This window comes from Dysgonomonas hofstadii (assembly GCF_014196915.1).
In the GTDB taxonomy this organism is placed as follows: domain Bacteria; phylum Bacteroidota; class Bacteroidia; order Bacteroidales; family Dysgonomonadaceae; genus Dysgonomonas; species Dysgonomonas hofstadii.
This window is the reverse complement of sequence record NZ_JACIEP010000008.1, coordinates 1-24,954: the sequence shown is the minus strand read 5'-3', so window position 1 is coordinate 24,954 and position 24,954 is coordinate 1. Positions and strand designations below refer to the sequence as shown.

Genomic DNA, 24,954 nt, shown 5'->3' with positions numbered 1-24,954 from the left:
ATGTAAAATAAAGATGTTATGAAAAAACTAATTATTCTCTTTTTTGGCCTGATTGCTATACAATCTACAATTAAAGCAGGTGATGATAAGCCAATAAATTTTGCACAGTTACCAGAGCAATCGCAGCTATTTATAAAAAAGCATTTTGATGAAAAATCAATTGCATTAGTGAAAATGGAAAGTGATTTTTTCGAGAAATCCTACGAAGTGATTTTCACCAATGGTAATAAAGTGGATTTTGACAAAAAAGGGTTGTGGAAAGAAGTGGACTGTAAGTATACAGAGCTTCCGGTTGATATTATCCCCGTGCAAATAAAGGATTATGTATCGAAAAACTATCCTAATATCAAAATAAGCAAGATAGAGAAAGAGCGTGGCAACCGTTATGAGGTTGAACTTGTAAATGGATTGGATTTAACATTCGATTCGAAGTTTAATTTGATTGATATCGATAACTAAATAAAAAAAACACAATTATGAAACGGAAAACATTTTACTTATTAGCCGCTATTTTAACAATATCGTTTGTATTTGTAAGCTGTGACAGTGATGATTCTAATTGGGATATTGTACCAACAGAAGTGCGTTCAGCATTCTCGGAAAAATATCCGTCAGCACAACGTGTTGAATGGGAGAATAAGGGGGACTACAAAGTAGCAGACTTTATTAATAACAATTTAGAAACATCGGCCTGGTTCGACTCAAAGGGGGTATGGTATATGACCGAAACTGATATACCATATGGCTCGCTGCCTCAGGCTGTTAAAGATTCTTTTGAAGGAAGTGAGTACAGCACATGGAAAATAGACGATGTAGACATGCTGGAGCGCAAAGACTCGGAAACTATCTATATTATAGAAGTCGAATTACAGAATCAGGAAATAGATCTGTACTACAGTGTCGAAGGGATTCTGATAAAAACTATTGCTGATAACGATAACAATAGTTATGAAAACTATCTTTCTCAATCAACTCCTGCAGATATAGAGTCTTTTATTAATGAAAAGTATCCGCAAGCAAGAATAATAGAGATCGAATATGAAAATAGTCGTATTGAGGTAGACATTATTCACGATAATTTAGGTAAAGAAGTTATTTTCGATTTGAATAACCAGTGGTTGTATACTTCATGGGATATCAGGGTATCTGCGTTACCTCAGGTTGTGGCAAATATTGTTAATAGTGCTCAATATTCAGGTTATTATATAGATGATGCTGAATTCGTAGAAACATCGCAGGGTAGCTATTATTTGCTCGAACTTGAAAAAGGAAATAGTGAAATAACAATTAAGGTAACCGAAGATGGAAATGTCATAAATTAAGGACAGGTTGTTTATCTTCATCCTATCCTGTGATTATAACTTTTTATATTGAGGGGGAGCTTTGGGCTCCTCCTTGTTCGTTCTTAGTATTTAGACGGAGTATATCCTATCAACTCTTCCAGTTGTTTTATATACTTCCTTAAAAGTAATAATGGAATGATGCCAAGCAGGCAAAAAGAGCAATCAATTAATCTCCAGAAGAAAGGAATCTCTCTGATCGGCCCGCATATTAAAGCTAAAGGCAATATCCCTATACAGGCTATCATGCCAAAATAAACGATCCAGATATTCCTCACCGGTTTAAAGTATACCCCAAGGAAAGCTATTCCGATTACTATGTGTGAAAAGGCCAGCCAGTCTGTGCCATATGCCAGAAACGGGTAATTCATATTTGTATTGATGATACCATTGGCAACAGTCGCTATCCATCCATTGAAGCCATCGTATGTTTCTGGTGGAAGATTTACATCTATACCCAAAATATTAGTTACAATTCTTATCTCACTTTCCAGCGGAAATGCGGTTATTCCCCAAAAGAACAAGGCGAAAATATAGAAGACGGTTAGGGCTCTGATTTTAAATAATAATTGTTTTTCCATATTCCAGTTTTTCATAAAATTTGAGGAGTTATATCTGTCTGTTATTTACTATAAAAATAGATACTATTTTTTGATTATAAATACAATTTGCACTTATAATATCATAAATAATTTCTTTTAGATTAAAATGACATAAGGGCAGTAAAAAGTGGTTTTATTCTTTATTATTTCGTGTAATTAATCTTATATTTGTGGATGGTGACTTTCTGAAATGTCAATTTGATACAAAGCGGTGCTTGTTGAGAAAATAAGTATCTTTCCGTGAAAACCGATAATATAAACTATTGTTTAACCATAAAAAATCAGGAGTATATGGCTTTTACTAAAAAACCGTGGGCAGAGCCCTATCGTATAAAGGTTGTAGAACCATTGAAAACAACTACCCGTGAACATCGTCTCGAATGCATAAAAGAAGCCGGATGGAATACATTCTTGCTACATGCCGATGATGTGTATATCGACCTGCTTACCGATAGTGGTACCAATGCGATGAGTGACCAGCAATGGTCGAGAATGATGATCGGCGATGAGGCATATGCCGGCAGCCGCAGTTATTACTATCTGGAAGAGATATGCCGTAAATATTATGGATATAAATATATCCTGCCTACACATCAGGGACGAGGAGCTGAAAACCTGCTGAGTAAATGTATGATCAAGCCCGGGCAGTATGTGGCCGGGAATATGTATTTTACAACGACCCGTCAGCATCAGGAACTGGCCGGAGGTACTTTTGTGGATGTTATTATCGATGAGGCTCATAAAAGCCAGTCCGATCATCCGTTCAAAGGGAATATCGATCTTGAAAAATTTGAAAAACTGATCAAAGAAAAAGGTGCGGAAAATGTGGCTTATATAACAGTCGGCGCGCCTGTGAATATGGCCGGAGGACAGCCTGTGAGCATGGCAAATATGAAGGCTTTGTCGGAACTGGCTCATAAGCATGGTATAAAGGTAGTGCTCGATGCTACACGTAATATCGAAAATGCTTACTTTATCCAGCAACGTGAAGAGGGTTACAGGAACAGAAGCGTGGAGGATATCAACCGCGAATTCTGTTCATACAGTGATGCCGCTACAGTAAGTGCAAAGAAAGACTTGTATGTAAATATCGGCGGGCTGGTGATGTGTAATGATGATGACCTGTTCGACGAATTGCGCAGCCTTATTGTGGTTTATGAAGGAATGCCTACTTACGGAGGATTGGCCGGACGCGATATGGAAGCTATGGCTCAGGGATTGATCGAGGCCATACAGGATGATTCTGTGGCATCCCGTGTAAGACAGGTTGAATATTTTGGAAATCTGTTGCACGAAGCAGGTGTGCCTATCGTATTGCCTGTGGGTGGACATGGTGTGTTTATAGATGCCAAAAAATTCTATTCACATATTCCACAGGTCCAGTTTCCCGCACAAAAACTAGCAGGAGATATTTATGTTGAATGCGGTGTGCGTGGTATGGAACGTGGTATCGTTTCGGCTGGAAGAAATAAAGATACAGGTGATCATTATTACCCCGAACTGGAACTTGTTAGGCTGACCATTCCCCGCCGTGTATATACGCAGTCTCATTTCGATGTTGCTGCATGGAGCATCATAGAGATGTACAAGAACAGAGCGAATGCCAAAGGTTTGAAGATGGTATATGAACCTAAATTCTTGCGATTCTTCCAGGCTCGTTTCGAAGAATTATAAGATATTAGATAGATAACGTTAGGGAATGGAAGACTGTTTGAATTTTTCAGGCAGTCTTCTTTTTTTTGTTTTTTGTTGCGGACTTTTTTTATTAGTTATAATTTTGTAATTCAAATATCTAACCAAAATCTGTCAATATCATGAAAAAAGTTCTCTTATCGGCTTTAATATTATTTCCGTTTTATTTTATTAATGCCCAGATAAAAACACCTGCTCAGGAGGAGAATACGTTCAGGATGATGTCCTATAACATCCGGAATGCAAAAGGCCTTGACAATAATGTTGATTACAAAAGAATTGCCGGTATTATAGAAGCTATAAACCCTGAAGTAGTCGCTTTACAGGAGCTGGATAGTGTAACAAACAGAAGCCAGAAAGTGGACGTCTTAAAAGAATTAGCCGATATTATCCGTTTGCATTATACTTATGCCGCAGCAATTGACTATGATGGTGGAAAATATGGAATCGGTATATTGTCAAAGAAACGCCCTCTGTCTTCCCATCATATACCTCTTCCCGGAAGAGAAGAGAAGAGAGTTCTGCTTATTTGTGAATTTGAACAATATATTGTTTTTAACGTACATCTTTCCCTGAATGAAACAGACAGGCAATCATCTATGGAGATCATAAGTGCAGAAGCAAAAAAATACGCTAAACCTGTTATTTTGATGGGAGACCTGAATGCGAAACCAGATTCTGATGAAATAAAGAGTTTTACCGGGAGTTGGAAACTTTTGAATAATGTGAAGAGCGCGACTTTCCCAGCGAATGAACCCAAAGAAACGATTGATTATATCGCCGGATATACAGCAAATAACCAAACTTATTCTGTTTTACAGACGAGGGTAGTAGATGAAAAGGTAGCATCCGACCATCGTCCGGTTTTTGCGGACGTCAGATTCAAGACAAATATCGATAATGTGATGCGTACAGAACCCTATCTGCAAAATCCGTCTACTGATGGTATGACTGTGATGTGGATAACAAATGTGCCTTGTCGCAGTTGGGTAGAATATGGAACAGACAGTACAAATATGCAGCGTGTACGCACCTTTGCCGAAGGCGAAGCCATTGCCAATAATAAGATAAACCGCATCAGGATCGAAAACCTGAAGCCGGGAACAAAATATTATTATCGTGCCGTATCGCAGGAAATTACATTATACCAGCCATATAAAAAAGAATTTGGTGATACAGTGCGTACTCCGGTACATTCATTTACAACATGGGATGATAGAAAGAAAGACTTTACCGCTATTATATTTAACGATATTCACGATAATTACTCTCTGTTCGATAAACTATCGGAACAGGTGAAAACTGTCGATTATGATTTCGTTATTTACAATGGTGATTGTATTGCTGATGTGCAGAGTGAGTCGAATGCAGTAAGGAGCATTTCCCACTATTGCGAAAAGATGAATGGGGCAGGCATACCATCTATATTTATCCGTGGAAACCATGAGACAAGGGGGGCTTATTCCATGTTTTTGTGGAACTTACTGGATAAAAAAGGAGGCACTCATTCTTATGGAGCTTTTAATCTGGGTGATACCCGTTTTGTATTGCTCGATTGTGGCGAGGATAAACCAGACGACCATTGGGTTTATTACGATATGAATGACTTCACTCATTACCGTCAGGATCAGGCCGAATTTTTGAAAAAGGAGATCGCTTCGAATGAATATAAGAAAGCAGTTAAAAGAGTACTGATCCACCACATCCCTATTTATGGCAGGAATCTTGATGCGTATAATCCTTGTAAGGATTTATGGGAACCTATATTGTCAAAAGCGAGATTCAATATTTCCCTGAATGCTCATACGCATCGTCATGAATATATCCCTGTAGGAAAAGAAGGGAACATATACCCTGTGGTGATAGGTGGCGGAAATAATGAAAAGAGCGCTACAGTTTCTATTCTTGAGAAAAAAGGCGATAAAATGACTCTGAGGATTTTAAATGTAAAAGGGGAAGAATTGTTGAACCTCGACCTTTGATAAAAAAGGAAATCCTGGCCATTCGTCCAGGATTTCATCATATATAAAACCGCCTTTATTTGAAAACCATTATTCTGTTTTCCAACGGTTGAAATTCTTTTGTTCCGGGTTCTCCGGTCGGGGTTCCGAATGGCATCTGTGCAACCAGTTTCCATTTAGAACTTATTTTCCATGTTTTTGCCACTTCTTCGTCTATAATTGGGTTATAGTGTTGAAGAGAAGCACCGAATCCAGCTTCTTCGAGCAATGTCCAGATAGTGAACTGGTGCATAGCCGAAGTATGTTGCGACCATATAGGGAAGTTTGCGCTATAGGTAGGGAAAGCGTTCTGTAATCCTTCCACTACATCCTGATCTTCGTAGAACAGTACTGTACCATATCCTGCGGCGAAAGCTCCGTCTATTTTTGCTTCGGTAGCGCCGAATGATTCTGCAGGAACCATTTTGCGTAAAGTTTCTTTTACTATACTCCACAGTTTCTTGTGACTTTCTCCTAACAGGAGGACTACTCTTGTAGACTGGGAATTGAAGGCTGACGGCACATTCAATACGGCAAAATCTATAATTTCCTTTATTTCATTGTCAGAAATAGGACTGTTATTGCTTATGTTATAATAACTTCTGCGGTTTTCGATTGCTTTCATTAAATCTTTTTTCATAATTATATGTGTTAAATTGTTTTGTTTGTTTTATTAACGTAAAAGGAAGAAGGAAAGTTTTAGGAATATGTATAAAAATAATAATAGTTAGGTCTTTAAATATCTATATATCTAAGTATTTCGTACATTTGTGGCAAATTTCGGATAAAATAAACGGATTTTTATATGTCATTTTCTGGTGTAGTTTTTGATTTTAATGGTACGTTGTTCTGGGATACCAGCTTGCATAACAAGGCTTGGGATATTTTCCTCACACGTTATGGACTTAGTCTTTCCGATGAGGATAAATTCAGTAAAATGCATGGAAAGAATAACAAAGATTTGTTTATTTCTTTATTCGGTAAACCTCTGGCTGAAGAAGAAATTCAAAAATATATACTGGAAAAGGAAGGGCTTTATCAGGAACTGTGTTTGCAAACCGATATGGTGTTAGCCCCTGGTGCAACGGATTTTCTCGATTTTCTGAAAGATAATGATATACCATTCACTATAGCGACAGCTTCGGGTAAAGAAAATGTAGATTTTTATTTCGGGCATTTGCCATTGACCCGATGGTTCGAATATGATAAAATCGTTTATAATAATGGAAAGATAAAAGGCAAACCCGATCCGCAAATATATCTGATGGCAATGGATATTATAGGAAGGAAACCCGGTGAGGTAATTGTCTTTGAAGATGCTGTAGCCGGATTACAATCGGCAAAAAATGCCCGGGCTGGTAAAATAATAGTTGTAAATTCTAACGGTGACGATTATACCGACTGGAAAGACTGTCAGATAATAAGAAACTTTGATGAAGTAGACCGAACTCAATTTATGCCACGATAATAATGAGCAAAACACTAAATAAAATTCATACTACTATTTGTCCCGTATGCGGAAGTGTCGAAATTGAACATTTTCTGTCATGTAAGGACTATTTGACAACAAAAGAACAATTCGAAATATGTAAATGTAAGGTATGTTCATTTGCCTTCACACAGGATTTTCCTGTAGAAAGTGAAATAGGGCGCTATTACGATGCTCCTGAATACGTCTCCCATTCCGATACACATAAGGGATTGATTAATTTTCTTTATCATCAGGTGCGTAAGATATCTCTAAGGTCGAAAGCCAGGCTGGTTTCAAAATATGCTGAAATCAAAAAAGGTATGCTTTTGGATATAGGTTCGGGTACAGGCTATTTTATGAATAAGATGAAAGAGCGTAAATGGATTGTGACCGGAGTGGAAATCTCGGAAGATGCACGCAAATATGCCAAGCAGAAATTTGGAATAGACAGCCAGGCTTCCGAGTATTTGTATGAGATTCCATGTAAGACTAAAGATGTTATTACCATGTGGCATGTACTGGAGCATCTGGAGCATCTGAATAGAGTGCTGGAATATATACAAGGTGTCCTCAAAGATAATGGCACTCTTGTGGTAGCTCTGCCTAATAAAGATTCTCTGGATGCAAGGCATTACGGAGAATTTTGGGCGGCTTATGATGTGCCGCGCCATTTATGGCATTTTTCTCCGGCAGACTTCGAGCACCTAGCCAAGAGGCGTCAATTTGAACTGATTGCTGTGAAGCCTATGTATTTTGATACTTTCTATATATCTATGTTGAGTGAAAAGAATAAAGGAACTTTTCTGGGTAGCCTTGTGGGACTTGTGAAAGGAGGTTTTTTCTTCCTTCGTAGTATAGGAAAGCCCGATCGGGTGAGTTCACTGGTGTATATTCTGAAAAAGAAACAATTAAATAAGATATAAAATGATTAACAAAGAGAAATCATTATTTAAAGCCATTTTGCCGCATATTGTTGCAGTTATAGCATTTCTTGCCATAACACTTGTCTATTTCAGTCCGGTGCTGGAAGGTAAAGTCCTGTCACAACATGATGTGACTCAATATCAGGGTGGATCGAAAGAAATCCGTGACTATTATTATGATGAGGGTAAATCTTCGGCGTGGACGGGTTCTATGTTTTCGGGTATGCCTGCCTATCAGATCGGAGTAATGGGCGGGGGAACCGACTTCCTCAATTATGTGGAAAAGCCATTTAAAGCTTTGGGAAATAATACTGCCGGACCAGTATTTGCCGGTATGATCATGGCTTATATCCTCTTTGTGCTGATGGGATTCAGCCCAGTCGTTTCTGCATTGGGAGCGGTGGCCTATTCTTTTTCATCCTATAATTTCGTGATATTGGAGGCCGGACATGTTACCAAAGCGTGGGCATTGGCTTATCTGCCTCTTATCGTAGCTGGCATTATGGCCTTGTTCAAAGATAAGATACTCCTGGGAGGGGTGCTGATGGCGTTAGGGCTAGCCTTGCAAATAAAGAACAATCACCTGCAGATGACCTATTATACGGGAATCTTTTGTGCTATTCTTTATATAGGTTATATTGTAGAAAAGATAACAAAAAAAGATATAAAATCATTGTTGAAAGCATCGGGTGTGATGCTTATTGCCCTCGCCCTCGCCCTCGCCTGCAACATGGGGAATATCTATGGTAATATGGAAATGGCGGAAACCAGTATCCGCGGAAAATCTGAATTAACCACTCCAACTAATACCGAAAAACAATCTTCGGGACTCGATAAAGATTATGCTTTTGCATGGAGTTATGGTAAGGCTGAAACATTCACATTGCTGATCCCTAACTTTTATGGAGGATCATCGGGTGCGATGCTCGGTAAATCGTCGAATCTATATCAGGAAATGGTAAAGCAGGGTTATGGAGCTCAATTGGAAGCGGATGGTATACAATCTTATGCTTATTGGGGTTCACAACCGTTTACACAAGGAACTGTATATTTCGGGGCTATTGTTTGCTTCCTGTTTCTTTTGGGAATGATCATAGTTCGTAATAAACTGAAATGGTGGCTCTTCGGCGCTACCGTACTATTTATATTTCTGGCCTGGGGTAAAAATATGGAGTGGTTCAACGATATGTTCTTCTATCATTTTCCACTTTACAGTAAATTCAGGGCTGTGTCGACAGCATTGGTTATACCCGCTCTGACAATGGTAATGATGGCTGTCTGGGGAATTAAAGAATTCTTCTCGGGTGAGATAGATAAGGAAAAACTGAAAAAAGCACTTTATATATCAGCCGGAGTAATAGGTGGATTTAGCCTGTTCTTTTGGATCGCGCCGGGCTTCTTCTTTAATTTTATCGCAGAATCTGATGCCGCGTGGAAAAGTCAGATGCCCGACTGGTACTACAATGCGCTGATTGCCGACCGGAAAGATTTGCTCTCTTCCGATGCCCTGCGCTCGCTGGTATTTATTGTTCTGGCTGCCGGGGTATTGTTTTTCTCTCTCCGTACAAAACTGGAAGCTACGAAAGTGGCCTTATTCTCATCTCTGGCTCTTATTCTTTTGGTTGTCATAGATCTTTGGGGAGTTGACAAACGTTACCTGAACGATTCCAACTTTATGAAGAAAGAAACTATATTATCGGCCGAGTTTCCTCAGACTGTTGCCGATAAAGCTATCTTGCAGGATAAACATCCGTCGTACAGGGTATTGAATCTGAATAATACATTCCAGGAGAGTAAAACCTCATATTACCATAAGTCGATAGGTGGCTATCATGCGGCTAAGCTGAAACGTTATCAGGAATTGATAGAGTTTCAGATTACCAATGAGATGAATACGATTATCAATTCGTTCCAGTCTCAAAATGTGGACACGATAATGGCTTCATTCCGAAACCTGACGGCATTGAATATGCTGAATGCGAAATATGTGATCTACCATCCAGAGCAACCACCTTTACAGAATCCAGATGCGATGGGTAACGCCTGGTTTGTAGATGAATATAAATTTGTAGAAAACGCCGATCAGGAGATTGCTGCGCTAAATACTCTTAATGCACATAAAACAGCAGTAATAGATAAACGTTTCGAAGGGGAACTATCAGGGTTGACCATTCTTCCTGATTCTCTGGCTACGATGGAAATGATAGAGTATAAACCGGATATGATTAAATATAGGTCGAAAACAGCGAGTGAGCAACTGGCTGTATTATCGGAAATCTATTATGCCGATGGCTGGCAGGCTTATCTCGATGGTAATGAAGTTCCTCATTTCCGTGCCGACTGGACATTGAGGGCGATGCGTGTACCTGCGGGAGAACATGAGATTGTCTTTAAGTTCGAGCCGCATAACTATTTCCTTAGCCGGAAAGTGAGTACATTCTCGTCTCTGGCTGTGGTCTTATTGCTTCTGATAACATTAGGCTTTTATATTAAAAGGTCTGTGGATAAGGATAAGGCCCCCTAACCCCCGAAGGGGGAAAGCCTCCCCGAAGGGGAGGTTGGTGGGGCTTGAGTTTATAATTAATATATTAACATCGTGCGTTTTTCGGTCATTATCTGTACATATAACCGGGAGAAATATATTGCGGCAAGTTTGCGGGCTGTGTGTTTGCAAACTTTTACCGATACCAATTTCGAACTTCTGATGGTTGACAATAACAGCCCTGATAATACTAAAGCTGTATTTGACACTATCGCGGCCGAATATCCGGAGGTGCAGATGAGATATATACTCGAAACCGAACAAGGTATATCTTATGCCCGCAACAGGGGAATAAAAGAGGCTGGGGGAGAGTATATTGTTTTTATAGATGACGATGAGACAATAGACGATTTCTATCTTGAAAAACTGGATAATTACCTGACAGCTTATTCTGAGGCTCAACTGGGCGCTACGGCCGTACTGCCGGTATATGAGACGAGTGAGCCGAAGTGGATGTCTCACTTTACCAAAAGGCTTATTACAGGATATTATTATAAAGGTGATAAAGTGAAGATTGTTGGCCCGTCTGATTATCCGGGGACGGGGCATGCTATTATAAAAAAGGAATTATTTGAACAATACGGTAACTTCAATACAGAGCTGGGGCGTAAGGCTAAATCATTGTTAGGTGCAGAAGATAAGGATATGTTCCTGCGCCTGATAGAAAATAACGTGGAATGTTATTATTTTCCGGGTATTCCGATTTATCATCATATTCCCAAAGAAAAACTGACAGTTGATTTTTTCAAAAGAATTACATATTCTATTGGAAAAAGTGAACGAATCCGCACAAAAATGATTTCCGAAAAAGCTTTCCGAAACAGAGTATTTTCGGAATGTAAAAAATGGATAGCTTCCGTTATCTTATTTGCGGGTTATACTGTCATATTATCTCCCAATAAGGGGTGGAAGTTATTGCAGTTCAGATGGAATGTGACAAAGGGATTGTTAGGTAAATAAATTTTAGAAAGTTTATCTATACAGGGAGTTGTCAGAGGAGTTGAAGTAGTTAAGGAGTAAGTAGGAGGATCTTTGAAATGGATAAAGTTGACAAGTAAACGAGATACAAGTAAACAAGTTTTTCGTTTTTTGTCAGATGTGTCAGGTTTAGTCAAAAATGGTAACTGTAGGAGGCCAGACCGGCGTGTCTGCTCGGATCGATACGGGCAAGTATATGGGCTCACCTATACAAAGAAAATGCTGCAAAAGTGTAACTTTTGTAACTTTTTTGTTAATTGGTAATTTTTGATTGATAACTAAAAAATCTGTAAAGTTTGTCAGTTTTTATTGAAATTATATTGATAATAAATATATTGCATAACTCAAACGAAAATATATTATGGCGAAAAAAGATATAAAAGGAAATATTATTGCTATAGTCATTATTGTTGTAGCGGTTTTGTTTCTGGCTTTCATGTTGAAAGGGAATATATACAGGGCAGCTGTCAAGTATGAGGACGGTGGTGGCCGGAAGAACTACGAGCTGAAAGATGATGCTCTGGCATCTTATATCAATCAGAGTTTGCCGAATGATGAATCACTGGACGAAAATATCGACATCGATCAGATAATAGATCTGTCGCAGGAGATAACAAGTAAGACGCTCGACTTTTCATTCGAATACAAGGATAATGAGCCTTTAAAAGCATTCCAGAACGGAGGTGCAAATTGCATTGGATACGCTGCCTTTACTGCGGCTACAGGCAATTATCTGTTGAAAAGGTTTGGGATGGACAAGGACTGGGAAGCCAGACCTAAAAAAGGAAAACTCTATCTGTTTGGCAATAATATGCACAAGAATGCCAAGGATGGATGGTTTAAAGATCATGACTTTGTTATTTTCAGAAATAAAAATACAAAGGAAGAGATTTATGCCGATCCTACAGCGTATGATTATTTTGGAGTAAAACGAGTAAGTAAGCGACAGAAATAATAAAGCTTTGGTCACATCTGCCCAAATAAAGAAATATGCATCTGAACTGGGTTTCGATGCCTGTGGCATCTGTAAGGTTTCGGATGTAGATGTAGAACAACAGGGGTATTATAAGGATTGGATCAATAATTTATATCACGCGGATATGGATTATATGGCCCGAAACAAGGATAAACGGTTAAATCCGGCCTTGTTAGTTGAAGGATCACGTTCCATAGTTTGTGTCGCATTAAATTATTATCCTGCGGTAAAGCAGCCCGAAGGCCATCCGCAATTTGCATATTACGCTTATGGTAAAGACTATCACGATGTAGTGAAGGATAAACTCAATAAGCTTTTCGATTATATAAAATCATTGGAACCGTCTTTGCAGGGACGGGCTTTTGTGGATACTGCACCTGTATTGGAACGTTACTGGGCGGCGAAGGCAGGATTGGGATTTATCGGAAAAAATTCATTGTTAATTATACCGAAGAAAGGTTCATATTTATTTTTGGGAGAGTTGATAGTCAATTTGGAACTGGATTATGACAAGCCATTGGATTTATCTTGCGGGAACTGTACCCGTTGTCTCGATGCTTGTCCCACAAAAGCTATTGTGAAACCGAAAGTAGTTGATGCCCGGAAATGCATCTCTTATCAGACTATAGAAAATAAAGGGGATATAGACGGTGGCATAATTCCGAATCTGAATAATCGTTTCTATGGGTGCGATATTTGCCAGCAGGTCTGCCCTTACAACAGATATGCCCGTCCGCATAGAACGGAAGCATTCAATCCCAATGAATTATTTTTAGATTTATCTATAGATAAACTGGACGAGTTGACTGTAGACGAATATCAGCGGATATTTAAAGGTTCGGCTGTTAAGCGAGCAAAATACAGTGGGCTGAAACGTAATCTGGAAGCATTGAAGTTGTACAGAAAGAAATATTTGTAATAAAATTTAGTTTTTAATAAGATGGGAATATTAAAATATATATCAATAATAGGTATTGTCAGTATTCTTTTCCTTGGATGTGGAAAGGAGGAAGAAAATGATGTACTTCCGGTTTATCTAGTAAATTTTAAGATTAATTTGAAAGGTGTGGATGCTGTATTAAAAACACCGGGTACTTATAGGGAATATGTCAAAGGAAGTTACCCTGTTCTCAGTGGAGAGTCGTTAGGCTATGGAGGGTTGGTTGTCGTAAACAGTATATATGCGACCAATGTACCCGATCTTTTCGCCTTCGATCTTAGCTGTCCCAATGAAAAAGCAGCGAATATTCGGGTGAAAGCTTCTGATGATGGAACAGCTAAATGTGAAAAATGCGGTCGTGTCTATGACCTGATGGCCAATGGCCGGGTAAAAGAAGAATCCTCAGGTTTGCATTTGCAACGATACAGGGTGGTAAATACATCGGAAACAGATGTTTATTATATTACCCGTTAAATTTACCTCTTAAACCTTGCAAAAAGTAAAAACATTTTTTACATTTGCACTCGCTAAAAAGGAATAGAAGTTGAAAAGTCAACTAAAAGATATTCCCAGGCAGTAAAAATGCGAAAATAGCTCAGTTGGTAGAGCACGACCTTGCCAAGGTCGGGGTCGCGGGTTCGAGTCCCGTTTTTCGCTCTTTAGGCTGCCCGGATGGTGGAATGGTAGACACGCAAGACTTAAAATCTTGTGACCATTACGGTTGTGCGGGTTCAAGTCCCGCTCCGGGTACAGATTCAAAATCAGGCGATTATCATATAATGATAGTCGCTTTTTTGTATGCCTTTTTCTCAGAAAACTAAATGGGTGTAATCCGATCAGCTATGAAGAACCGTTAAATGCGGGTCCTGGTATTTCAGCATGCGAACAGATTATGAATAGCTACAGACAATGAATAATAGCGGAAGATAATCCTTCAGATCTTGCCGGAGAATCTCGATTACTTTTTGTTTGTACCGGTCGATGGACTTTACGCTCAACTGCATTTCTTCGGCTATTTCTGCATGGGTCTTTCCTTCAAAAAATCGTTTTGAGAAAACAATCCGGTAGTTTTCGGGCAGTTTTTCTAAACTTTGATATAATAATTCGTACAGTTCCTCAAGATTATATACAGAATCTGGCGCCAGCTCGTATAACGGTTTTTTATTCTTATAACTTTCAGCGTACTCTATTTCATAATGAAGGTGTCTGATATGATTCAGACAACTGTTTTTTACACACATTTTGAGGTAAGCTAAAACAGTTTCCGATTTCAGATCGATCTCATCCCTTTTTCTCCATAGCATGGCAAATACGTCTGATACAATATCTTCTCTTAAATGCCGGTCCTCTATAAATCTTTTAGCATATAAGCAGAAAGGAGCATAATACTTTTCGTATAATGTCTTAAAATTAGCTTCTTTACTATAATTAGATAGTGTGTCCTTCATACAGCAACAATATATAACGCAAGTTAGACAAAAAAAGAGCAGGCACAAATCTAAGCAAAAAAGCGCCTTTATTTTTAAATATGTATTTTGATTTGCATTTTTCTATGAAAAAAATCAGTTACCCTGTCCTTTTATTCCTGTCCGGTTGTATTATATATAAAACAAAGAAATATTAAATCAGGTAAAAAGAGAAAATATAAACACGTTAAACAACCCGGGTACATGATTGACCACGAATTATTATTGAATTATTGCTTAGGCAAATGCACACAAGAGGAACAACGAAATGTGGAAAAAGCATTGGAAGCCTCAGAAGAATTGCGTAATGAGTTACACAACCTTCGGCTTTCCTTATCCATAGCAGACGATATAAAAGAAATGGAAGCGATAGATGTTGAGGTCGCTTATCAACGAACACAAAAGAAGATACGAAAAGAAAAAAACAGACAGTTTCAAAGACAGTGTATGCGATATGCCGCATTCTTATCTTTACCTTTATTGATAAGTACACTAGTCTTGTTTTATCTGAATTTCTCGGAACCGGAAGATGTCATTCAATATGCAGAAGTGAAGACCCCTATGGGGACGATTACACGTTATGAACTGCCAGACAAATCAGTTGTTTGGCTCAACGGAGGAACGAAATTACGCCATCCGGTAACATTTTCTAAAAATGAAAGAATAGTGAATCTGGAAGGTGAAGCATACTTTGACGTACAGGCTGATCCGAAGAACCCGTTTTATGTAAATATGCCTCATGGATTGAGTGTATATGTATATGGTACACAGTTTAACATTAACGCTTATGCAGATGAATCATATATCGAAACAGTTTTAGAAAAAGGAAAAATAAACATAATAACCCCAGATCAAAGGACTATAGTACTGCTTCCCGGAGAACATTTATTTTACGAAAAACAAGATCACAAATCAATAAAAAATAAAGTAGATGTCTATGAGAAAGTCGCATGGAAAGATGGTAAATTAATTTTTAGAAATGCCTCATTGGAAGAGATATTCAAACGTCTGGAACGACATTTCAACGTCGAGATAGAATTTAATAATAGATATAATAAAGAATATAAGTACCGGGCTACCTTCCGAAACGAAACTCTGCCTCAAATCTTGGACTATTTGTCGAAATCAGCAGCATTGAAATGGAAGACACAAGATTCGGAACAGCGGCCTGATGATACATTTACTAAGAAAAAGATAATAATTGACTTGAATTAATAACCTTATTAAATACATAAAAAGCCTATGAAATAGTACAGACCTGAAAAATACAAGAGGAAGAAGACTGTCTATAGACACAGTCTCTTCCCCAGATTCTAGATTTACGGTGCAGAGTCTCCAAACACTAACCGAAAATCGACAATAGTTCATTTTAGTAACAAACTAGTTGACCGCAAATGTATGAAAAAAAATCATTCATTTAAAGCATTATATCCATATTATGCTTTAAACCTTAAACTTCCTTTATGTATGAGAATCACACTGGTACTGCTTCTGACTGCAGTAATGCAGCTTTCTGCCATGAATGGATATGCTCAAAAAACGAGAGTTCCCATTTCTGTATCTAATATCTCAATAGAGCAAGTCCTGAATATGATAGAAGAAAACTCCGATTACGTTTTCCTCTATAATGATCAAACGATTCAGAAGAATCGCATCGTTTCTGTAAAAAACACATCCGGAAACATCTCTGATATTCTTAATGAAGTATTTCGTGGAACGAATGTTGCATATACTATCGTTGATAAACAAATCATCTTGTCAACAACAAAAACAGATTTGGTTCAACAGAATCCACGTATCAATGTCAATGGTATTGTAAGAGACGCTCAAGGCGACCCTTTGATTGGAGTGAATATAAGGGTGAAAAGTACCGATAATGGTACAGTCACCGATATAGAAGGACGTTTTTCCCTGTCTGTAGAAAAAGGTGATATTCTTGAATTTACCTATGTAGGTTACTTATCCGTAACGGTAAAGGTAACCGATAACCAGGAGTTAAAAATTGAATTACAAGAAGATCAGGTGATGCTTGATGCTGTGGTTGTTACAGCCCTGGGTATAAGGAAAGAAGCAAAAGCACTCTCCTATAATGTACAAGAGTTGTCCGGTGATGAAATTGTAGGTGTAAAAGATGCCAACTTCATGAACAGCTTGTCCGGTAAGATTGCAGGTGTGATTATTAACTCTAGTTCATCCGGTATCGGTGGTGGAGCTAAAGTTGTGATGCGTGGCGCGAAATCACTATCAGGAAATAACAATGCGTTATATGTAATCGATGGTATTCCTATGCCTGCATTGGAAACAACACAACCAAGCGACCACTTTACAGGAATGGGGCAATCGGGTAACGGAGCTTCCATGATCAATCCCGAAGATATTGAAAATATATCTGTACTGAGTGGTGCTGCCGCTTCTGCTCTTTATGGTAGCGAAGCTGCAAACGGAGTTATAATGATTACTACCAAGAAAGGTTCGGCAGGCAAATTACGCGTTAACTATGCAAACCATACATCTTTCTATAATCCATTTATTACACCGGAGTTCCAAAATACATATGGTGCTACCACGGGTTCACTTCAGAGTTGGGGACAAAAACTAGCCCAGCCAAGCAGCTATGATCCTATGGATTTCTACCAAACTGGGTGGAATGAAACGAATTCACTGACCATAAGTAATGGTACTGATAAGAATCAGACATTTCTGTCTCTGGCTGCTACCAACGCAGAAGGCATTGTGCAAAATAATACGCTTGATCGCTATAATGTAACCATCCGTAATACGACCAATATGTTGAATGATAAGCTGCGTCTCGATCTTAATGCCAGCTACATGAACGTACGTGAGCGGAACATGGTTTCTCAAGGTCAGTATTTCAATCCTATCGTATCTACTTACCTGATGTCGCCGAGCTATAGTCTCGAAACATATAAATTGTTTGAAATGTACGATGAGAGCCGTGGATTTAAAACTCAATACTGGCCTTGGGGTAATATGGGTTTGGGTATGCAAAATCCATATTGGATCACCAACCGCGACAATTTCATCAATCGCAAGAACCGTTTCCTTATGAGTGCAGGATTAAACTACGAAATAGCGAAAGGTGTCACCCTTGGCGGACGTGCCAAAATAGACTATACTTCTGCTATTAACGAGAAGAAATATTCGGCTTCTACCGATGCTATTTTCGCCGGAACATATGGCGCTTACTACAAAGACGACTATTCTACCCGACAGCTTTATGGAGATATGATGTTGAACATCGATAAATACTTTGGCGATTTCTCTGTGATGGCCACTGTCGGTACCAGTATTCAGGATGTTGACTATAAGTATTATAGCGTAGGTGGAGATCTTAACTCTGTGGCAAACAGCTTTACGTTAAAAAATCTGAACCAATCGAAGGCAAAATTCGATCAGGATGGATACCATGACCAAACGCAGTCTATCTTCGCTACTGCACAAGTCGGATGGCAAAGTAAACTTTACCTTGACGTAACCGGCCGTATTGATTGGTCGTCAGCTTTAGCATGGACCAATACTGACTATGTAGCCTATCCTTCTGTGGGATTGTCAGCTATCCTTACGGATTTGTTGCCTATCAAGAGTGATATATTGCCATTTTTGAAGTTGCGTGGCTCTTACAGTGAAGTAGGTAATGCACCAACACGTTATATTGCTTACCAGACTTATCCTTATGAGTCGGGAACGCCTACTACAGCTTCTACTTATCCAAATACGGATATTAAGCCTGAGCGTACCAAAGCATGGGAAGCCGGTTTGCAATCCCGTTTCTGGAACGATAAAATCGCATTGAACGTATCTCTTTATAAAACATCTACTTACAATCAGTTGTTTAATCCGGCACTTTCTGCTTCTTCGGGATATACTTCGATTTATATCAACGGTGGGCAGGTAGATAATAAAGGTATTGAAGCCAGCTTGTCAATTGATCAACCAATTGGTCCTGTAAAATGGAATTCGACATTTACCTACACCATTAACCGAAACAAGATCAAGAAGCTATTGAATCCGACCGTACTGGCTGATGGGCTGACAGTAGAGCAAGATGTGCTGGATTTAGGTGGTATTGGTAATGTAATGACCCGTCTGGAAGAAGGCGGTTCCATTGGCGATCTCTTTGTAACGGCATTGCGCACAGATGAACATGGATATATCGATGTAGACTACGTGAATAACACAGTCGCAGTTGATAATAATGCAGGAGACCGGAAAGACGGTTGGATATATGCCGGAAATTCACAAGCCAAATATACAATCGGATGGCGTAACTCGTTTAGTTATAAAGGAATAACACTTGGATTCCTTATTAATGCCCGTGTAGGCGGCGTGGGCGTATCTATGACACAAGCATTGATGGACGCTTATGGAACATCAAAGGCATCGGCTGATGCCCGCGATGCCGGCGGTGTTGTGATCAATGGATATCTGGTTCCTGCAGCTCAAAAGTATTACCAGACAGTAGGTACAGGTGCCGGTTCTATGTATGTGTATAGTGCTACTAATGTTCGCTTGGGAGAACTTACTTTAGGTTATGATGTGCCTGTCAGAAAATATGTTTCCTGGCTTCAGGGTATGAATGTGGCGTTTACCGGACGCAATCTGTTTATGTTCTATTGCAAGGCTCCTTACGATCCGGAATTGACGGCTAGTACAGGCACACACTTTAGTGGTATGGACTACTTCATGCAACCGAGCTTACGCAACCTTGGTTTCTCTGTTAAACTTAACTTCTAAGAATTATTAAGATGAAACGAATATTGAAATATACAAAAATAATTAGCGGTGCGTTCCTGATGGGAAGTTTACTTTTCTCCTCTTGTACCGATTCGTTTGAAAAATGGAACATCAATCCGAATGAAGTAACGCCTGAACAAATGGAGCAGGACAACCTGAACACAGGCGCATACTTTGTTCAAATGGAGAAAGGCGTATTTATAGTAGGTAAAGATCTGGGCGGTGAATATCAAATCACACAGATGCTTACCGGAGACATTTTTGCCAGCTATATTGCCAATATCAATACTTATAGCTACACTACTTACCACAACGACCACTATGCACTTTATAAAGATTGGTACGATGCCCCTTTCAAAGACGCATATACCTACATTATGCAACCGTGGAAATCTATCACAGAGGTAACGGATGAAGATTCTCCGGCGAGAGCAATGGCCACTATCGTGAAAGTATTGGGAATGAGTCGCATTACAGATATGTACGGGCCGATTCCTTACAGCAAGTTCGGAACTTCTACTCAGGTACCTTACGACAGTCAAAAAGATGTGTACTATCAGTTCTTTGATGAGTTGGACGAGGCTATCGAAGCATTAGTAGCCTATAGTAGCAATAATTCGTCTAAATACATGGAACAGTACGACTATATTTATAGTGGCAATGTAAGCAAATGGATCAAGTTTGCCAACACCTTGCGTATGCGCCTGGCTATGCGTATTTCTTTTGTTGATCAGTCTAAAGCGATAACAGAAGCTACTGCAGCCATTAACCATAGCTATGGTTTGATGACTTCTGCCGATGACTCTGCCATCCTGCATCAAAACACATCTTTCACATTCACCAACCCTATCTGGGAGGTAAGCGAAAGTTTCCAGGATATGCGTATGGGTGCTACAATGGATTGTTACCTGAACGGTTACGGCGATCCACGTATCTCCAGATACTTCCGTCCGGCAACAAGAGACGGCAATTACCATGGCGTAAGAAACGGTATGACCGGTATCTCAAAAGATACCTATGTAGCTGCCGCTTCCGGCCTTAATTTTGAGACGAACAGCGATATGCCGTGGATGGATGCAGCCGAAGCTTACTTCTTGCTGGCCGAAGCGAAACTTCGGTTGAATCTGGGAACAGAAACCGTACAGACTTATTACGAAGAAGGTATAAAGACTTCCTTCTCGTCCAAAGGTGCTTCCGGTGTGGATGCCTACATTGCCAATACAACCAGTTTGCCTCTTACTTCATACACTAATCCTGCTACTAATGGCAGTACAAATGTAAGCAGTTCCCTTTCTCAGCGAACTATCGCCTGGGACGAAAGTGCCAGTACAGAGATTAAACTGGAGCGTATCATGATCCAGAAATGGATTGCCCTTTTCCCTGATGGACAGGAAGCATGGAGTGAAATGCGCCGTACCGGTTATCCGGGCTTTGTGAGAATCAATTCTTATAGCTACCAAACCGAAGTGGCAAGCAATGAACTTATCAGCCGCTTGAAGTTCCCAACAACAGAATACTCCAACAATAGCCAGAATACACAAGCTGCTGTATCCTTGTTGGGAGGAACTGATGCTGCCGGGACAAGACTTTGGTGGGATACAAGAAGATAAAAATAAGTCTAATAATAAAAAATAATTAATTTGATTATGAAAGCAATCAAATATATATTGGCTCTTATAGTGGTGGCTGGGTCGTTAGCTTCGTGCGACACGGATATTGAAGCAGGAACTATACAGGAACCTTATACTTATAGTGATTTATATTATCAAAATTTGCGCGAATATAAGTCAACGATGTATGATCGAGAAATCGCTTTTGGTTGGTTTGCCCAATACGGAGCGCAAAATTCTCTGGGCGTACGTTTCATGGGTCTGCCCGACAGTTTGGACATTTGCTCGATGTGGGGTGGTATTCCCGCTAAGGAAAACACAGCCATTTGGGAAGAAATCCGCTTCGTACAGAAAGTAAAAGGTACCAAAATGCTTGCGGTAGCTATTACCCGTATCGATTCGGAAACCAACGAAAAAGAATTTAAGATAGCCTATGACGCGGCTAAAGCAATGCCTACAGGCGACGAAAGAGATGCTGCAATCCTAAAATCGATTGAGATGTATGCCGAATACTTTCTGGATCAGGTGTTTGATAACGAGCTGGATGGATTTGATGCCGACTACGAACCCGAAGGTGACTTCTTGAGTGGATCTTATTTTGAACATTTCTACAAACATATGGCGAAGTACATGGGGCCAAACCCAGACATCACTAAGGAAGAACGTCTGGCACTCATCAAGGAGCGCTATGGTCAAGAAATCGCTTCGCAAGAAGGCATTTGTGATAAAATGTTGAATATCGACCAGACAAGCACCAGCATGACCAGTCTCATTGCATACAGCAACTATTGCTTCCTTCAAGCGTATGGTGGTGGTACAAGTGCGGGCTCATGGCCAACGGAGAAGGTAGTATTCTGTTGCAACATGGGTGATAACTGGCAAGGGACTATGAGTACTATGTACACGCAGGCAAGGTCTAAACCTGCCACAGGCAGAAAAGGTGGTTTTGGCGCTTTCTTTATTCATCGCGATTACAACGTACATGAGAATAACCCTACTCCATACGGCCGTTTTAAAGAGTGTATTCAGATTCAGAATCCGGCAGTTCATTGATTTATCTTAATTAAAGAATAGATATGAAAAATATAAAAAACATATTTTATGCAGGCATGCTGGCTTTTTGTATGATGAATATTACAGCATGTAGCGATGATGAAAATATTTACGACTTCCCTGGCGATGCATACAACCGTGTATATTTACAGGATGAGGCAAGTTCTTACAAGATTGTACAAACTCCTGTCAGTTCTGTAACTAATCTGGAATTCAAAACTCCGCTGAAATGTACAAAAGCAGCCTCGTCAAACATTAAAGCTACAGTGGAAATTGACAATTCGATGATTGCAGCTTATAACGAAGCCAACGGGACCAATTACGAAGCTATGCCGGCATCGGCTCTCGTGATAGAGAATGCAACCATGACCATTCCGGCGGGTGCTATGGTAACGGCAGACACCCTGCGCATCACGATGACAGAAAATGAGAGTATACTTACCGGTCTTAGAAGCGAGAATGGTTATCTTATCCCATTGCGTATTACTTCCACAGAGGGTGGAGATGCTTTGCCAAGCACGAATATTTATTTCGCTTATCTTATAGTTACTGTGACGGAAGATAACATCAATCACGATGCTGTAGTGGGTGACATTACAGGTACGTTGGTAGCGGATCAGACTGGTTGGTCGGCAACAACTAATGCAACGATATATTCTTATTATCAACCATTGACGTATCTTTTTACAACGGCCACATCGTCTTATTGCTATCTATATGGTACTCCTACCATCAATTTGGATGTTGATATGGGGAAAGAATATACGTTTGATGGCATTAGGCTGCAACGATCTACCGCCACTAATGTTTTTGCCAGTGGTATGACTATATATACCAGTAGTGATGGTACGACATGGAGATCGGTGGGCGAAATGACAAAAGCTTCAACGTTCTGTGCTTTCTATGCACCTATTACTACTCGGTATATACGGATTACTAAAAGTTCGGGCACTACGTCTAATACTACATTATACGTCAGTATATTTAATGTTTATGCAAAATAATTTATGAAGAATATGAAAAAGTATATATTGTATTTATTTGCGCTGGCGATTTGTATCACAGGCTGCAATAATGGCGATGATTTTGGGGATGCACTCTATGTTACAGGAACATTAACCTCATCCAACCTTCGTCTCTTAGTGGACGGGCAATCAAGTATGGGGGTTACAGTAACTTCGACAGCTAAAGTGGATGCTGATGTTAAGATTACTTTGAAAGCAGCACCTGAATTACTTGATGCATTTAATGCATCTACGGGGCGTAATTGTCAGTTGCCACCCGATGGTAGCTATACAATAGGCGGTTCGGAAGTGGTGATTGAAGCCGGAAAACATCAGTCTTCGCAAATTAAAGTAAGTGCAGATTCTGAAAAGTTACAGGAAGGTGTTTCTTATTGCATACCGATAACTATATCTTCTGTAGAAGGGGGAATGAATGTGTTGGAAACTTCGCGTACAGCCTATGTAATGCTGACTAAAGTTATTACCGTTAAGGCGGCTAACCTGAACCGCAACAACTGTTTCGATATACCATCGTTTGGTGAGGAAGATAGTCCGGTAAAAGCACTTGGTCAAATGACGTTGGAGATGAAAGTGCTTCCGGTCTCTTTCCCGACTACTCCGAGCAGTGCAAACGGTATCAGTTCGTTGGTTGGTTGTGAAGAGAACTTCCTCTTCCGTTTTGGCGACGGTGCGGGAAATCCGACCAATAAATTGCAACTATCAAAAGGATCTATCGGTACGGCTACTCACCCTGACCAGAAGGATCACTACGACTCCTGGACAGAGAAAGAGTTTGATACCGGCCATTGGCTGCACTTTGCAGCAGTTTACGACGGCCAATATCTCCGCGTTTACTTAGACGGCGAACAAATTCACTTTGTAGAAACCCGGAATGGTGGCACAATCAACCTGAGTATGTCTTACGATGGTCACACATGGGATGATACTTTTGCTATCGGCCGTTCGGTAGGTTACCAACGTATGTTCAACGGATATATCAGCGAGTGCCGTGTATGGAATACAGCTCGTACCACTGCCCAACTCGAAGACGGTATCTGCTACGTTGACCCGACAAGCGAAGGCTTGCTTGCTTACTGGCGCTTCAATGGTGAACTGCAAGATGATGGCACCGTACTCGACATGACAGGTCATGGGCACAATGCTAAACCTTACAGAACGGTAGAATGGGTAGACAACCAGAAGTGTCCGTTCTAACATAACCGTTTCATAAAATAAAAAGTCCGTCTGTGTCTGATAATAAGTATATTACAGACTATTGACGGGCTTTTTTTAGTTATATATCTGCCAATCGATGATGAAACAGGTTCTATAAAGCTCGATTTATAAAGCAATCTGGAACACTGTACAATTAACAATACCGATATTTATGAAAAAAATTACATCTACTCTAATGATACTGTTGGGCAGTTGCTTTGTGTTGTATGCTGCTGCACAGAACAGTTTTAAATATAAATCACCCACCTTAAGCGCAGAAGAGCGGACATATGATCTTCTCGGTCGTATGACCCTGGAAGAAAAAGTAGGGCAGCTGCTTTGCCCGTTGGGATGGGAAATGTATGAGAAAAAAGGGCAGGAAGTCAC

21 protein-coding genes and 2 tRNA genes are annotated in these 24,954 nt (G+C 39.8%); 20 read left to right on the top strand and 3 right to left on the bottom strand.

The window, feature by feature from the left end; all coding sequences use genetic code 11:
- Positions 1-18: 18 nt before the first annotated feature.
- Positions 19-459 (top strand): PepSY-like domain-containing protein, encoded by a 441-nt coding sequence (locus GGR21_RS11720; RefSeq protein ID WP_183307419.1) that lies wholly within the window; start codon positions 19-21, stop codon positions 457-459.
- 17 nt (positions 460-476) lie between these two features.
- Positions 477-1,322, top strand: a complete 846-nt coding sequence (locus GGR21_RS11715; RefSeq protein ID WP_183307418.1) for a PepSY-like domain-containing protein — start codon at positions 477-479, stop codon at positions 1,320-1,322.
- 83 nt (positions 1,323-1,405) lie between these two features.
- On the opposite strand, the gene GGR21_RS11710 is transcribed toward GGR21_RS11715, so the two are convergent.
- Positions 1,406-1,936: a hypothetical protein gene (locus tag GGR21_RS11710; protein ID WP_183307417.1), complete on the bottom strand. Its 531-nt coding sequence runs from the start codon at positions 1,934-1,936 to the stop codon at positions 1,406-1,408.
- 297 nt (positions 1,937-2,233) lie between these two features.
- Here GGR21_RS11710 and GGR21_RS11705 point away from each other — a divergent pair, with 297 nt between their 5' ends.
- Positions 2,234-3,616: a tyrosine phenol-lyase gene (locus GGR21_RS11705; protein ID WP_183307416.1), complete on the top strand. Its 1,383-nt coding sequence runs from the start codon at positions 2,234-2,236 to the stop codon at positions 3,614-3,616.
- 140 nt (positions 3,617-3,756) lie between these two features.
- Positions 3,757-5,616 (top strand): endonuclease/exonuclease/phosphatase family protein, encoded by a 1,860-nt coding sequence (locus GGR21_RS11700; protein ID WP_183307415.1) that lies wholly within the window; start codon positions 3,757-3,759, stop codon positions 5,614-5,616.
- A 55-nt stretch (positions 5,617-5,671) separates the two neighbouring features.
- Here the strand turns inward: GGR21_RS11700 and GGR21_RS11695 are convergent, their stop codons facing one another.
- Positions 5,672-6,274: a nitroreductase family protein gene (locus GGR21_RS11695; protein ID WP_183307414.1), complete on the bottom strand. Its 603-nt coding sequence runs from the start codon at positions 6,272-6,274 to the stop codon at positions 5,672-5,674.
- A 165-nt stretch (positions 6,275-6,439) separates the two neighbouring features.
- Between GGR21_RS11695 and GGR21_RS11690 the strand changes: the two genes are divergently transcribed.
- From GGR21_RS11690 to GGR21_RS11650, 9 genes are all read left to right on the top strand, one after another.
- On the top strand, positions 6,440-7,102 hold the full coding sequence (locus GGR21_RS11690) for an HAD family hydrolase (RefSeq protein ID WP_183307413.1): 663 nt from the start codon (positions 6,440-6,442) through the stop codon (positions 7,100-7,102).
- Between the two features lie 2 nt (positions 7,103-7,104).
- Positions 7,105-8,028, top strand: a complete 924-nt coding sequence (locus GGR21_RS11685; RefSeq protein ID WP_183307412.1) for a class I SAM-dependent methyltransferase — start codon at positions 7,105-7,107, stop codon at positions 8,026-8,028.
- Between the two features lies 1 nt (position 8,029).
- Positions 8,030-10,552: a glycosyltransferase family protein gene (locus GGR21_RS11680; protein WP_183307411.1), complete on the top strand. Its 2,523-nt coding sequence runs from the start codon at positions 8,030-8,032 to the stop codon at positions 10,550-10,552.
- Positions 10,553-10,624: 72 nt separating this feature from the next.
- The gene (locus GGR21_RS11675) at positions 10,625-11,530 is read left to right on the top strand and encodes a glycosyltransferase (protein ID WP_183307410.1); all 906 of its coding nucleotides are present in this window, start codon (positions 10,625-10,627) and stop codon (positions 11,528-11,530) included.
- A 379-nt stretch (positions 11,531-11,909) separates the two neighbouring features.
- The gene (locus tag GGR21_RS11670; RefSeq protein WP_183307409.1) at positions 11,910-12,503 is read left to right on the top strand and encodes a hypothetical protein; all 594 of its coding nucleotides are present in this window, start codon (positions 11,910-11,912) and stop codon (positions 12,501-12,503) included.
- Positions 12,504-12,510: 7 nt separating this feature from the next.
- A complete protein-coding gene (gene queG / locus GGR21_RS11665) occupies positions 12,511-13,443 on the top strand; it encodes a tRNA epoxyqueuosine(34) reductase QueG (RefSeq protein WP_183307408.1) in 933 nt (310 codons plus the stop codon).
- Between the two features lie 21 nt (positions 13,444-13,464).
- Positions 13,465-13,938: a hypothetical protein gene (locus tag GGR21_RS11660; RefSeq protein WP_183307407.1), complete on the top strand. Its 474-nt coding sequence runs from the start codon at positions 13,465-13,467 to the stop codon at positions 13,936-13,938.
- 110 nt (positions 13,939-14,048) lie between these two features.
- Positions 14,049-14,121 (top strand) — tRNA-Gly (locus tag GGR21_RS11655).
- A gap of 9 nt (positions 14,122-14,130) precedes the next feature.
- Positions 14,131-14,214, top strand: a tRNA-Leu gene (locus GGR21_RS11650).
- Between the two features lie 140 nt (positions 14,215-14,354).
- Here GGR21_RS11650 and GGR21_RS11645 read toward each other — a convergent pair.
- Positions 14,355-14,912: an RNA polymerase sigma-70 factor gene (locus GGR21_RS11645; RefSeq protein ID WP_183307406.1), complete on the bottom strand. Its 558-nt coding sequence runs from the start codon at positions 14,910-14,912 to the stop codon at positions 14,355-14,357.
- Between the two features lie 378 nt (positions 14,913-15,290).
- Here GGR21_RS11645 and GGR21_RS11640 point away from each other — a divergent pair, with 378 nt between their 5' ends.
- The 7 genes from GGR21_RS11640 to GGR21_RS11610 form a co-directional block, all read left to right on the top strand.
- Positions 15,291-16,145 (top strand): FecR family protein, encoded by an 855-nt coding sequence (locus GGR21_RS11640; RefSeq protein WP_246348070.1) that lies wholly within the window; start codon positions 15,291-15,293, stop codon positions 16,143-16,145.
- Positions 16,146-16,397: 252 nt separating this feature from the next.
- Complete coding sequence (locus tag GGR21_RS11635; RefSeq protein ID WP_183307404.1) at positions 16,398-19,685, top strand: SusC/RagA family TonB-linked outer membrane protein; 3,288 nt, start codon at positions 16,398-16,400, stop codon at positions 19,683-19,685.
- 11 nt (positions 19,686-19,696) lie between these two features.
- Entirely contained in the window at positions 19,697-21,295 is a 1,599-nt protein-coding gene (locus GGR21_RS11630) for a SusD/RagB family nutrient-binding outer membrane lipoprotein (RefSeq protein WP_183307403.1), read from the top strand.
- 36 nt (positions 21,296-21,331) lie between these two features.
- Complete coding sequence (locus GGR21_RS11625) at positions 21,332-22,348, top strand: glycoside hydrolase family 18 (RefSeq protein ID WP_183307402.1); 1,017 nt, start codon at positions 21,332-21,334, stop codon at positions 22,346-22,348.
- Positions 22,349-22,371: 23 nt separating this feature from the next.
- Positions 22,372-23,352 (top strand): BT_3987 domain-containing protein, encoded by a 981-nt coding sequence (locus GGR21_RS11620; protein WP_183307401.1) that lies wholly within the window; start codon positions 22,372-22,374, stop codon positions 23,350-23,352.
- 12 nt (positions 23,353-23,364) lie between these two features.
- The gene (locus GGR21_RS11615) at positions 23,365-24,567 is read left to right on the top strand and encodes a DUF1735 and LamG domain-containing protein (RefSeq protein WP_183307400.1); all 1,203 of its coding nucleotides are present in this window, start codon (positions 23,365-23,367) and stop codon (positions 24,565-24,567) included.
- 196 nt (positions 24,568-24,763) lie between these two features.
- A partial coding sequence (locus tag GGR21_RS11610) for a hypothetical protein (protein WP_183307622.1) occupies positions 24,764-24,954 on the top strand: 191 nt, incomplete at its 3' end.